The organism is Legionella fairfieldensis ATCC 49588 (assembly GCF_000621525.1).
Classification (GTDB): domain Bacteria; phylum Pseudomonadota; class Gammaproteobacteria; order Legionellales; family Legionellaceae; genus Tatlockia; species Tatlockia fairfieldensis.
Genome location: NZ_JHYC01000015.1, coordinates 67,039 through 81,098 on the forward strand (window position 1 = coordinate 67,039; position 14,060 = coordinate 81,098).

The window sequence follows — 14,060 nt, forward strand, 5'->3', positions numbered from 1 at the left end:
CGAAATAACGTACTTTGAGTCAAGTTATTATCAACGTCATTTCGCAACCTATCCTCCTGGATCACCCAATTTATCCAATTCAAACGAGAGAGATATCAAACCATGAAGTATTTGGATAAATTAACCCTCTGATTCGAGTTTTTATTTTTCTTCCCTTGACTGGGAACCAAACTGGATCTAAATGAAGCTGATTGTGGGAAAAATCCATGAGAATATTCAGGTTCAGCATCAGCCTTGCGTTTTCTTTTAATCTTTTCTTGCCCTTGATCTTCAAAAAAAGAGGGGCTGAAAGTTATACTTCTCCCACTATTGGTAGGGGTGGATACAATACCTGTCTTCTGTAAAACCTGCTGATTCGGCTCTTTCTTTGATAGAGGATCTGCAATTAAATTCACCAGATAATTATTTAACGCCTGTATATCCTCAATAGGTTTCTCCAGAAAAAAATCGGATTGAAAATCATTGGAGTCGCAAAAAAGAGCAGTTTCCAGACTTTCAATACTTGCATTGGCATTACCCTTCAAAGCAGCCCTGTCTCGCTCAATTATCTTAACCTCTTTCGATGAAGCGCAGCTTGTCATGCTCGACTCTTTAGGTAAGATGGATTGGTCAGATTGACAAAATGAATATAAACAATCTAAAACATCAAAATCAGCGGGTAAACATTGATCTTGATTAGGTTTGACGGTAATAACTCCTTTAACGATGCTTAGGGTAAACTTCCCATCTTTTCTGACCCTGCTACGCAGTAGCTCTGATAAAGGCTTGAAGGAACGATCTCCCTGCTCTACTACCTCCACCTGGTTCGGAGCAATTTTCTTAAATTGAATTTGACTTAAATCTATTTCTGATAATTTCGTATGGCATGCATTTATAAAAGGTTCAAGAAAATCCATTAAGGATGTCTTTGGGGGTAAGACTTTACCGTTTTTGACTCGTATAAATACTGTTCCCTTATCGACTGTCACCAGGAGAAACTCAATAAAATTCTTATGTCTATAAAAGCTTAATTTTTCCCGTAAACGTGCCGCGATTTTTACCGGATTAATATCTTGTGAGTAAGTGACTTTAATTTCACTCTCACTGATCTCATCAAATTTTATTGCCTCGTAATTTATTTTTACTCGATTGATCTGTTGAGATCTGATATCAGACGTTTTAAAAATTTTTCCTTGTTTCTCATCAGAATAAATTGATTTAACCTTTCGCAGGCCTTTTTTTACTGAAATTCTGGGGTCAACAAATGGGTAATTTTTTGGCATAATTCACCTGAAAAATAGATTAAAGTTGTTTATTATAACAATTTGATCAATTATTATCCATAATTTTATTAAATAATACTTTGAGGACAGTTATAATCAACTAGTTTCAGATGCGTTTACCCTGTAAAGATCATAGACTCATTGAACATAGTATGTAATTTTCGCATATAATTTAACTATGACTGCAATGATTTCCAACAGCCTGGAATGGGCGCATCCTCTTGTTCGTGATTGGTTTGTCAGGCAATTTACCTTACCCACTGAGCCACAAAAACAGAGCTGGCCTTTTATTCAAGCTGGACATACTACCTTAATTTCTGCCCCTACTGGCTCAGGCAAAACACTGGCGGCTTTTTTAATTTGCATTGATCAACTGGTCCGTCAATCCATAGCCGGAGAGTTGGCAGCTCAAACCCAGGTGATTTATATTTCTCCTTTAAAAGCATTAACCAACGACGTACAAAAAAACCTGCTAGGCCCCTTGAGCGATATAGTAACGCTTGGTAAAGAACGCGGGTTTATTATGCAGGACATTCAAGTTGCTGTAAGAACAGGGGATACACTTGCCCGTGAAAGGCTGGCGATGTTAAAAAAACCGCCTCATATTTTAGTAACGACTCCGGAATCTTTTTACCTTTTACTGACTGCTGAAAAAAGTCGCGCTATCCTCAGAGACATCAAAACTGTGATTATCGATGAAATTCATGCCATTGCCAGTACTAAACGAGGGACTCATTTGTCTTTATCTCTTGAGCGCCTCGAAGCAATTACTTATCAAAAACCTATGCGTATCGGTTTATCAGCCACCCAAAAACCCCTTTCATTAGTAGCCGATTTTTTAAAAAGGGCTAATCCAACACCCCCTGTTATTATCGATATTGGTCATGCTCGCCATATGGCGCTTAAAATTGAAGTACCTCAAAGCGAATTATCGGCGGTTGCAACGAATGAGATGTGGAGTGAAATTTATGAGCATATCGCCGCGTTAACAAAAGAAAATCGCTCCATTCTTGTTTTTGCCAATACAAGACGCCTGGCTGAGCGCGCCGCCCATCATTTATCCGAACGATTAAGTAAAGAACTGGTTGCAGCCCATCACGGCAGTTTATCGCGTAAACTTCGCTTAAGTGCTGAACAAAAATTAAAGAATGGTCAATTAAAAATACTGGTTGCAACGGCCTCGCTGGAGTTGGGTATTGATATTGGCACTGTTGATTTAGTTTGCCAGCTTGGCACACCCAGAGCTATTGCCACAGCACTACAACGCATAGGACGCGCTGGCCACTGGCAGGGAGCCATTTCAAAAGGCATTTTTTTTGCAACTACGCGAGACGAATTAGTGGAATGCGCTGCATTGGTTTATGCGATTCGTACCGGGGATCTTGACCAACTGGTTATCCCCAAAGAGCCTCTCGATATTTTGGCTCAGCAGTTGGTAGCAACCTGCGCAACCAATGATTGGCCTGAAGATGAATTATTTGCCTTAATAAAAAAAGCTTTTTCCTACAAAGAATTATCACGCGAAACGTTCAATAGTCTGTTATCCATGCTCTCCGAGGGTATTGCTGGTTCGCGCGGTCGTTATGGGACTTACCTTTTTCGGGATCAGGTCAATGGTGTTGTTAAAGCAAGACGCGGCAGCCGACTGACAGCGATTACGAGTGGTGGTGCAATCCCTGAAAATGGTTTGTTCACTGTCATAGCAGAACCCAATGGTACCATAGTAGGCACGCTTGATGAAGATTTTGCAGTAGAAAGCAACCGTGGCGATATTATTTTATTAGGAAACACCTCCTGGAAAATTAAACGGATTGAAAGTAGTAAAGGACGGGTATGGGTAGAAGATGCTCATGGCGCCCCGCCCAGTGTTCCCTTCTGGTTAGGAGAAGCCCCTGCAAGAACCAGAGAGCTTTCTTTACAAGTTTCTACTGTACGTCAAAAAGTCAATGAACGATTATCCGCGACTAACCTGGGGGATGAAAACTCCAAATTATCAGCAATAACCTGGCTTAAACAACATTGCGGTCTTAATCATTACGGCGCAGAGCAATTTGTGGATTACATCCTGGCAGGCCGTGCTGTATTAGGAGCCGTTCCCACCCAGAATACAATTATCGCTGAACGTTTTTTTGATGAATCAGGAGGAATGCAACTCATCATCCATTCTCCCTTTGGTGCTCAGATTAATAAAGCCTGGGGATTGGCTTTAAGAAAGCGATTTTGTCGTTCCTTTAATTTTGAATTGCAAGCGGCAGCCACTGATAATGGTCTTGTTATTTCGCTGGCCGAACAACACAGCTTTCCTTTATCCGATGTTTTTTATTTTCTCCATCCCAATACAATTACAGACGTTTTAACTCAAGCTGTCTTGCAGTCCCCTCTTTTCACCACACGCTGGCGCTGGGTGGCCACGCGATCGCTAGCTTTGGTTCGTTTTCGCAACGGACGCAAAGTACCTCCCAATCTATTAAGAATGCTTGCTGATGATCTATTGGCAGCGGTTTTCCCTGATGCAGCAGCCTGCCAGGACAATTTGGCGGGACAAGACATTGAACCGCCTGATCATCCTCTCATTCATGAAACATTAAAAGATTGTTTAACAGAAGCCCTTGATCTGGAGGGTCTAATACAACTTTTAAAGCAAATAAACCAACAATCAATTCAATGTATAGCGGTAGATACTCCTACTCCATCAGTATTTTCTCACGAAATTCTAAATGCTAACCCCTATGCGTTTCTGGATGATGCCCCACTAGAAGAGCGACGTACACGGGCTGTCGAAATGCGGCGCATGTTACCAGCTTCTTTATTACATGATATTGGACGTCTGGATCCAGCAGCAATTATCGAAGTGCAGCAACAAGTGTGGCCAGATCTAAGAAATGCTGATGAGTTACATGATCTTTTACAAACCCTGGTTGCCTTACCAGCCGAAAATTCACTCAGTGCTCATCAAAAACCTTTCCCTGACTGGCCCTTATTTTTTGAAGAGTTAGTACGTCATAAACGAGCGGGACAAGCTGTTTATAATGGAAGGGTTTTCTGGCTGTCAGCCGAAAGGATGGAAACATTTCACAGCGTTTACCCTGAAGCTGACTTTCAAACAAACTTCATCACTATTCTTCAGCAAAAACCTGCCCATGAAGAGGCAGTCAGTATGATAATTCAGGGTTGGCTGCAACATCTAGGACCGGTTAATACAGAAGAACTCGCTAATTTTCTGTATTTACCAGACAATGAAATCGAACAGGCACTCATCAAATTGGAATCAACCGGACAAATTTTACGGGGTCACTTCAGACTCACCAATACCAATCAACTTGAATGGTGTGAAAGACGGTTGTTAGCCAGAATTCATTCATTAACCTTAACCAAACTTCGTAAGGAAATAGAACCAGTAACCCCTCAACAGTTTGTCGATTGGTTATTAATTTGGCAACATGTAACGCCTGAATCACAAGTACGAGGTGAGCACGGCTTACTTCAGATCATTACTCAATTACAAGGCTATGAAATTCCCGCCAATACCTGGGAACGGCAAATTTTTGCTAAACGCGTCAAAGATTACAATAAAGATTGGCTGGATCGCCTCTGTTTTACAGGTGCTGTTGGTTGGGGACGTTTATCCCGACATCCTGCATTAGTCTCTGGTTTAGATGATATAGCAACACCGTGTAAACGGATCTTCCCTACCAGTGTTTCGCCTATTACTTTTTTTGTGCGAGAAGATTGTAACTGGATAACTAATGATTCCTATAGTGCGGAAGAGTTATCCATTTTGAGCCATCCTGCTCAAGACGTTTATACTTATTTACAAAAACACGGTGCCTCTTTTTTTATGGATATCGTGCAAGGTGTTTCTCATCTTAAAACACAGGTAGAATCGGCATTATGGGAATTAGTGTCTGCCGGACTTATTACGGCAGATGGGTTTGATAATTTGCGGGCATTAATTGATCCTCATCGTCGTACAGGCCGGCGAGGACAACGTTCACAATATAGATTGACTACGGGCCGCTGGTCATTGTTGCACAGGCCCAAAAATGGAGATACCTCCCGTCAAATTGAAGCTTATTGCTGGTTGTTACTAAAACGTTATGGTGTTTGTTTTCGTGAGCTTATCACTAAAGAAAAAAATAGCCCCGGCTGGCGAGAATTAGTTACAGTTTTTCGTCAACTGGAAGCACGAGGAGAAATCAGAGGCGGTCGTTTTGTCCACGGATTTGCCGGCGAACAGTTCGCATTACCCTATGCAGTGGATTCTCTTAGAGCTTTTAAGAAAAAAGGCAATATAAAACGGGAATTAATGACAATCTCCGCTATAGATCCTTTAAATCTGACAGGAGTTATTTTACCCGGCAAACGCACCCCCGCTTTTTCGAGAAAAAAGGTCATCTTGTAAGCAGGTTGAGAAGACGTCTAACGAAAAGCCCTGCAAATAACAGGGCCATTTTTTTCTTATCGTCTCCAACTGTTATTTTCTCTCCAAACCCAGCATTTGCCGTTATCACAATGTTTTTTAACAACCTGATGATCACAATAATTTCCGTTGCAATGAGTGACATTCCTATCCCAGTTCCAGCCTGCAAAACTGGTGGATACAAAACCACTGAGCAAGCCAGCAGCCAGGATTGTTTTGAGTTTAAACGATAACATGAATAACTCCTTTAATTAATGTTCTGATTAATTATAGATTATTAACTAATGGAGTGTTATTTTTTATTCAAATAGAGAAATTAATAGCTATTTTTTACTAATTTGCTCTTTTAACAAATCCCTGATTTCCATGAGAATTAATTCTTCTTTACTGAAATTTTCCTTTTTTTCTTCTTTTTTTAATTGTAACAAATTAATAAATTTAACCGCAGCAAAAATAGAAAAAGCAATGATGGTAAAATCAATAATAGATTGCAAAAATGATCCCCATTTCACAATAGCATCACCGATTTTAAGCGACTTATCAGCAATGTTTATTCCGCCTAACAAAAGTCCGATTAAAGGCATAATAATGCCGGCAACAAGAGAAGATACTATTTTGCCAAATGCTCCACCGATAACTACTGCAACAGCAAGATCCACCACATTACCACGCATGGCAAATTGCTTAAATTCATTAAAAAAATTTGTAAATTTTCCTTTATTCGATTTCATATTCAAATAATTTCCGAAGAATTTAAGATATCATCGTTTTCATAATAGCTTTCTGTCAGGAAGCGACTCTCGCTGCGGGAATTACACGAGATTCGTCATAGCCAACGTTGTCCAGATTAAAACTATTATGTAAAGCTCGCACCCCTTCATCTAATAAAGCAGCATCAATTATCACCGATAATTTAATTTCAGATGTTGCAATAAGTTGAATGTTAATATTCTTCGAAGCGAGTGTTTTAAACATAATAGAAGCAATTTCCGGATGGCTTTTCAAACCAGCACCCACTAAGGATAATTTTGCCAGACTATTGATACCAATAACCTCTTCAGCATTTAAATTTTTCCCCACTTCGCTCAGATGTTGTAATGTTAGCTGAAATTCATCTCGATGAACTGTAAAGGTGAAATCAGTTTTACCCGGTGCCGATATATGTTGCACAATCATATCCGCATTAACCCCAATCGCACTGATTTCACTTAAGATTTGAGAAGCCAGACCGGGAGCATCAGGGAGACCTGATAAAGTTATTTTGGCTTCATTACGACTAAAAGCAATACCTGTAATTTGAGGGGCTTCCATACTATTTTTTTGCTGATAGGTGATTAGCGTTCCTGGTCCTTCTTCTGAAGAAGAAAGTACTCGTAGTGGCACATTATATTTACCAGCAAATTCAACGGCTCGAATTTGTAAGACTTTTGCTCCTAAACTGGATAATTCGAGCATCTCTTCAAAAGAGATTTGGTCCAGGCGCTTTGCATTCGGTACAATGTTGGGATCAGTAGTATAGACACCGTCTACGTCGGTATAAATCTGACACTCATCCGCTTTTAAAGCAGCAGCAATAGCTACAGCAGTTGTATCGGAACCACCTCGACCTAGTGTGGTAATGTTGCCGTTTTTATCGATCCCTTGAAAACCAGCTATGACGACAACCCGGCCTTTTTCAAGATCATTTAAGACAGGCTTCGTGTCAATTGCCTGAATCCGTGCTTTTTTAAACTGGTCACACGTTTGTATTCGTGCCTGGCCACCCGTGTAAGAGCGGGCCTGAATCCCGCGATTAAGCAACGCCATGGCCATCAGCGCCATAGATACCTGCTCCCCGGTAGCCACCAAGGCTGCATATTCTCGCTCATCCGGACACTCGCTTATAGTATTTGCCAGACTAATTAATCTGTCAGTCTCGCCGCTCATTGCAGAAACGATAACTACTACCTGATGACCAGCCTGTTTTGCCTTTGCTACCAGGTCAGCTGCATGATTAATATGCTCTAATGTAGCAAGCGAGGTTCCCCCGAATTTTTGCACTAATAATGCCATTTCAGCGCCCCGTCATTAAATGTTAATCTGCGTGCTCAGCGATCATTGTCTGAATCTGCGAAATTTTTTCTTTCAGATCATCCGGAACACGTCCTCCGCCTTGGGCCATGTCCTCTCGCCCGCCACCCTTGCCACAAAGATGTTTTACTAACGTTGCAGCTGTTGGCACACGGCCTAGAAGGCTTTTACTCACTCCTGCAACCACATTTATTTTGTCCTGTTCGATAGCAAACAATATAATCACTGCATTTTCCAACCTCGATTTCAGCTGATCCAGCATTGTTCTTAATGCCTGACCGTCCATGTTATCCAATTGTTTCACCAATAGATTAACACGTTTTATTTTCTGCACCTCCGCCAGCAGATCATGACCTGACTGTTTTGCTAATTTCGTACTTAATCGTGTTAATTCTTTTTCCCGTTGCTTTGTTTCATGCAAAAATTGTGACAACTTATCAATCACAGTGGCCGGCGTTGTTTTAAGCTTTACGGCGACCTCATCCAAACGATCCAACTGCTGATTAACCCAATCCAGCGCGTAAGCTCCCGTCACTATTTCTAACCGTCTTATACCGCTGGCAATACCATATTCCGCTATAATTTTAAACAGGCCAATATCTCCTGTACGAGAGGCATGTGTACCACCACAAAGCTCTTTCGAAAAATCGCCCAAGGATAAGACTCGTACTGATTCACCGTATTTTTCGCCAAACAAAGCGACCGCACCGCTTTTTTTCGCGTCATCAATACTCATTATCGTGGTGATTACTTCATGGTTAGCGCGAATTTGATGATTGACCAAGGTTTCAATTTCTCTCAGTTGCTCTTTGGATAAGGCTTCAAAATGAGAAAAATCAAATCGGGCGCGCTCAGCATCCACTAAAGAACCTTTTTGCTGAACATGCGTACCCACGACATGTTTTAATGCGGCATGGAGCAAATGAGTAGCCGTATGATTTAAACGAATAGCATCTCGTCTTTCTGCATCAATGTAAGCACTAATCTGTTGATTAAGAAAAAGTTCACCCTCAATAAGTTCTCCATAGTGCACAATTGCCTGACCAACCCGCTGTGTATCATCCACACGAAAAACGGTCTTCCCATCAACCAGCTTACCTCGATCACCCACTTGCCCCCCGCTTTCAGCATAAAAAGGACTGTGATCCAGAATAATACCGCCCTTGTCACCCCTCGATAATTTATCCACTTTTTTATTATCGCTTAATAGGGTTAAAATTTTAGCGTGCAAACTTTCTTGTTGATAACCATGAAATTCAGTGCTCTCGGTCAGTTGCGCAGACAGAGCATAATCTGCTGTAAACTGGCTCGCTGATTGAGATAATTCCCGTTGCTGTTGCATGCAATGATCAAACCCTTCCCTATCGATAACAAATCCTTGCTCTCTCGCAATATCGGCCGTCAAATCCAAAGGAAAACCATAAGTATCATAAAGCTTGAAAACCACTTCGCCAGCGATTTCTTTTCCCCGCAACGATTGGATTTGCTCCTGCAACAAACGTAAGCCCTGTTCAAGGGTTCGAGCAAATTGGTTTTCTTCCTGTGTTAAAACACGCTTTATATGATCTTTATGAGTGACAAGCTCTGGATAAGCTTTTCCCATGACCACGATAAGCGGGTCAACTAATTGGTAGAAAAAAGGATTAGGCAAGCCTAGTTTATTGCCATGACGAACCGCGCGCCGAATAATACGACGCAACACATAGCCTCTGCCCTCATTACTGGGCAACACGCTATCAGCAATTAAAAAAGAACAGGCGCGAATATGATCGGCAATGACTTTTAATGAAGGATTATCGGGTGAAAGAGGGGCAGTAGCAAGCTTATCGATAGCTTGAATCAAGTATTGAAAGAGATCAATATCATAATTATTGTGTACTCCTTGTACAACCGCAGCAATACGTTCAAGCCCCATTCCCGTATCAACAGAAGGTTTTGGCAAAGGATGTAAATGCCCCTCCCTGTCACGGTTAAATTGCATGAACACCAGATTCCAGATTTCAATATATCGGTCACCATCCGCATCGGGACTGCCCGGTGGACCACCTGCAATCTCAGAACCATGATCATAAAAAATTTCAGTACAGGGACCACAAGGCCCCGTATCGCCCATCGACCAAAAATTATCTTTTTCTCCGCAGCGAGAAAATCGCTCGGCAGAAACACCCAAGTCCTTGAGCCAGATATCCGCAGCTTCATCATCATCTTTATAGACGGTAACCCATAAACGCTCCGGCGGTAATTTGAGAACGACTGTTAAAAATTCCCAGGCATAACGAATAGCCTCCCGCTTGAAATAGTCGCCGAAGCTAAAGTTTCCCAGCATTTCAAAAAAAGTATGATGTCTTGCCGTATACCCTACATTTTCTAAATCATTATGTTTTCCACCAGCCCGAACACAGCGTTGAGAGCTGACTGCACGAGTATAAGAGGAAGGCTCTGTACCCAGAAATTTCTCTTTAAACTGCACCATCCCGGCATTGGTAAATAATAAAGTAGGATCATTGCCGGGCACAAGAGAACTTGATTCAACCAGTTGATGACCTCTTGCGGTAAAATAATCAAAAAACGATTGTCTAATTTCTGAACTATTCATGCTATTCTAATTTTAAATGGTTCCCGTTAAATATAATGTGAGGGCTATAAAAACATCAGAGCTTGTGTCAGGATGCATCCTCAATCTGTTTCACAGCCAAAAAGCGTGCTGATTTGCTCAAATTACCTTAAGCTCCTTAATGACATTGGCAATAATATCAGAAGGAAATCCTCGATATAGTAAAAAACGCTGGCGTTTTTGTAATTCAGGAAAAGAGACATCGTCTTGTTTATATTTTTTATACCAGACAGTCAAAGCATGAGCTAACCAATTCTCTCTTTCCTGATCAATTGCACTATCAATCAGTTCATTATCAATTTTCCTGGTCTGCAATTCCTGCCTGATCTTTAAAGGGCCATAACCTTGATGAATACGCGTACGACAAAGTAACTCCACAAAACGCGCATCATCTTGTAAACCAAGACGCTGACACGTTGCCATTACCTCATTAATTTCTTCCTGCCCATATCCTTTTTTTGATAATTTGGTAGCCAATTCGTAGGCACTATGTTCTCGCCTGGCAAGCAGGCGCACCGCATAGTTAAACGCTTCACTCATTCACTTCCTCAAGGACCGTTGTTTCGACAATGGGCAGTTTTTTAACTAATAATTCTGCTCGGATTTGTTGTTCCAAAGTCGATGCTATTTGGGGATTTTCTTTTAAATAAAGACGAACGTTCTCTTTACCCTGGCCAATTTTTTCTTGCTTGTAAGAATACCAGGCGCCGGATTTTTCAATCAGGCCCAATTGAGCACCTAAATTAATAATTTCACTCTCGCGAGAAATACCCTCATTGTAAAGAATATCAAAATCAGTTGTGCGAAAAGGCGGCGCTACTTTATTTTTTACTACTTTTACACGGGTTTCACTACCTAAAATTTCATCACCTTTTTTAATTGCACCAACACGCCGTATATCAAGACGTACCGATGAATAAAACTTGAGTGCGTTACCCCCCGTTGTAGTTTCCGGATTACCAAACATGACTCCGATTTTCATACGAATCTGGTTAATAAAAATAACCAATGTGTTGGATCGCTTGATATTCGCCGTTAATTTACGCAAAGCCTGCGACATCAAACGGGCTTGCAAACCGACATGGGTATCCCCCATTTCACCTTCAATTTCTGCTTTTGGTGTGAGAGCAGCGACTGAATCAATGATTATCACATCAACCGCAGCAGAGCGGACAAGCATGTCGGTAATTTCCAAAGCTTGCTCTCCAGTATCCGGCTGAGAAACGAGCAGTTCATCAACATTTACACCCAATTTTGCTGCATAACCAGGATCAAGGGCATGTTCGGCATCAACGAAAGCCGCAGTACCTCCTGCTTTTTGACATTCGGCGATCACTTGCAAAGTCAATGTTGTTTTACCGGAAGACTCAGGACCATAAATTTCAACAATTCGTCCCTTTGGCAAACCACCGATGCCTAAAGCAATATCAAGCCCCAAAGACCCTGTGGAAATTGCTTCAATATCACGTTCAGCATTGCTATCACCCATACGCATTACTGAACCTTTACCAAACTGACGCTCAATTTGAGCAAGGGCTGCACTTAGCGCTTTCTGTTTATTATCTTCCATCGTTCCACTCACTGGTATGCAAAGTGCAAATTATACATGATTCAATACCAAAAGAAATCGAGGATATTTAATTGAGTAACTATCTTACGAAGTAAAGGAATTTCCTGGCTTATTAGAAGGAGCCGGCAATGGCACGTTCACCCTAAAAAAACTGGTTCTATCTGAAGAAGAGTCTGGTGAATCAGATAAAATCTTCTTCGCCTCATTATGTCCCGTAATTTTAGCAACATCTATACCCGTTATTTCCGCAATTTCCATAAGCGTAAGGCAAAATTTATCATTTTTTCCTTGCATTCCAGATCGGACTAATGTCTTGTGTATTTTTTCCTGTATTTCTACCGATCGTTCTCTTCCAAATCCAATGAGTTCTGCGGCAGTTAATGAAAAATTTCCATCCAGCTTGGCTCCAAAGTCTATAAGAGTCTTAAATATTGGCTCATCCCCGTTTACTACAGCAGTATAAATAAGCGGCAAACCACCCGGGCCGGGTTGATTTACATCAGCCCCTAACTCAAGTAGCGTTCTAAGAATCGGCTCATTCCTGTCCAGTGTAGCAACATAAAGAGGTGACCAACCATTCTTATCAGCTTGATTTACATCAGCCCCTAACTCAAATAGCGTTCTAAGCATCGGCTCATTCCTGTCCCTTGTAGCAACATAAAGAGGTGACCAACCATTCTTATCAGCTTGATTTACATCAGCCCCTAACTCAAATAGCGTTCTAAGCATCGGCTCATTCCTGTTCCTTGTAGCAACATAAAGAGGTGACCAACCATCCTTATCAGCTTGATTTACATTAGCCCCTAATTCGATTAGCGTGCGAACTACCGAGACAAAACCTTTCTTCGTAGCTACCAAAACAGGTGTCCAATCATTCTCATCAGCTTGATTGAAATCAGCTCCTGATTCTTTAAGAATCCTAAGAAACGGCTCACACTCTTCTTTTTCTACTACCACATAAGCCAGTGTTTTACCTGAGTCCTCGGGTTGATTAACATTAATCCCTAACTTAATAAGTGTCCTAAACACCTCGATATGTCTTTCTTGTACCGCAATAAAAGCAGGTGTGTAGCCCTTACAAGCAGGTAAATTCAAGTTGGCACCAAAAGAATGCAGCCACTTAATCCATTCTGGTTTATTAAAATAGGCAGCAATGTGAACGATTGAGGCATTGTTTTTCAAACGCTTCATTTTAAATTCTAGTGGTTTTTGCCTGCATTCTGTAAAAATATCCTCCAATATTTGAAGTCTGGACAATAATTTTTTATTTTTCTTAATGGGTTTATACGTTAAAAACGCGTTTAACGGGGCTAAATCGATCAGTTCGTAATGATTGACCAGACAGGCAAAAAAGACGGTTTGCGCTTCTTGATTGTTGTTTAAATGGTCTTTAATTCGATGACTGCTTGCGCTGGTCCAAAAATCCTTCTTCAGACTTTTAAACATGATCAATAATCGCTTGTCTGTAAAATCATTCACCAGATTAATAGCCTGTTGATCGGCTTGCGATAAACCCTTTACCTTTGGAGCAGGGGAGAAAAGTCCGGAGCCTGACGGTGACGGCGCTGATTGTTTAGGCACTGAGGCAACAGGTGCCTTTCCTTTTTCTCGTGATTTTTCAGCAGTGTCGTATTCGATTCGAGGCTCAGGCACCGGGATTGCCGGGACTGTCTCCTTGACAGCAGGACGAACAAAAGCATCAAAATCCTCTGCCCTGCGGTGCAGGGCTTCAGTAAAAATAGAACGGGCCAGACGGATATTCCCTGACCGTGCATGTTCCAGCACTTGCTCCTCCCAGTTGCCACTGGTCTCGCGCACCAGACACGCATCACTCAAGCGTTCTCCTTGATTGGTCAAAGGAAGGATTTTCTGAAGCAGCGGATTGTCGGCCCGTGCTTCAGGCTCACAAATCACAAGCACTTGCGTGCCGCGCATATAGCTCGTATAACATTCATTCAAAAAAAGACTAAATCGGTCATCACTCGCCCCGGCCTTGGGACGATGAATCGGCTGCTCGTTATCCCCCACTTCCTTTAAACGCGCTTGTATCAACTGAAACAAACGCGGATCATAGAGCTTATACGTGACCACAATGTCATATTCCAATCCCTTGATTTCCTGCGG

At 41.6% G+C, this 14,060-nt stretch carries 9 protein-coding genes; 1 reads left to right on the forward strand and 8 read right to left on the reverse strand.

Going from position 1 to position 14,060, the window contains the following annotated elements; genetic code table 11:
• Positions 1-95: 95 nt before the first annotated feature.
• Positions 96-1,262: a hypothetical protein gene (locus tag T345_RS0105315; RefSeq protein WP_028388429.1), complete on the reverse strand. Its 1,167-nt coding sequence runs from the start codon at positions 1,260-1,262 to the stop codon at positions 96-98.
• Positions 1,263-1,440: 178 nt separating this feature from the next.
• Between T345_RS0105315 and T345_RS0105320 the strand changes: the two genes are divergently transcribed.
• Positions 1,441-5,664 (forward strand): DEAD/DEAH box helicase, encoded by a 4,224-nt coding sequence (locus T345_RS0105320; RefSeq protein WP_028388430.1) that lies wholly within the window; start codon positions 1,441-1,443, stop codon positions 5,662-5,664.
• Between the two features lie 56 nt (positions 5,665-5,720).
• On the opposite strand, the gene T345_RS0105325 is transcribed toward T345_RS0105320, so the two are convergent.
• The 7 genes from T345_RS0105325 to T345_RS13650 form a co-directional block, all read right to left on the reverse strand.
• Entirely contained in the window at positions 5,721-5,918 is a 198-nt protein-coding gene (locus T345_RS0105325; protein ID WP_084273746.1) for a hypothetical protein, read from the reverse strand.
• 87 nt (positions 5,919-6,005) lie between these two features.
• Positions 6,006-6,413 (reverse strand): large conductance mechanosensitive channel protein MscL, encoded by a 408-nt coding sequence (mscL, locus tag T345_RS0105330; RefSeq protein WP_051555146.1) that lies wholly within the window; start codon positions 6,411-6,413, stop codon positions 6,006-6,008.
• Between the two features lie 55 nt (positions 6,414-6,468).
• Positions 6,469-7,734 (reverse strand): aspartate kinase, encoded by a 1,266-nt coding sequence (locus T345_RS0105335; protein WP_028388433.1) that lies wholly within the window; start codon positions 7,732-7,734, stop codon positions 6,469-6,471.
• Between the two features lie 22 nt (positions 7,735-7,756).
• The gene (gene alaS / locus T345_RS0105340) at positions 7,757-10,348 is read right to left on the reverse strand and encodes an alanine--tRNA ligase (RefSeq protein ID WP_028388434.1); all 2,592 of its coding nucleotides are present in this window, start codon (positions 10,346-10,348) and stop codon (positions 7,757-7,759) included.
• 117 nt (positions 10,349-10,465) lie between these two features.
• Positions 10,466-10,906, reverse strand: a complete 441-nt coding sequence (recX, locus tag T345_RS0105345; RefSeq protein WP_028388435.1) for a recombination regulator RecX — start codon at positions 10,904-10,906, stop codon at positions 10,466-10,468.
• Positions 10,899-11,936 (reverse strand): recombinase RecA, encoded by a 1,038-nt coding sequence (recA, locus tag T345_RS0105350; RefSeq protein ID WP_028388436.1) that lies wholly within the window; start codon positions 11,934-11,936, stop codon positions 10,899-10,901. Before recA ends, recX begins: the two co-directional genes overlap by 8 nt.
• 84 nt (positions 11,937-12,020) lie before the next feature.
• On the reverse strand, positions 12,021-14,060 hold a 2,040-nt coding region (locus T345_RS13650), incomplete at its 5' end, for an ankyrin repeat domain-containing protein (protein WP_035918198.1).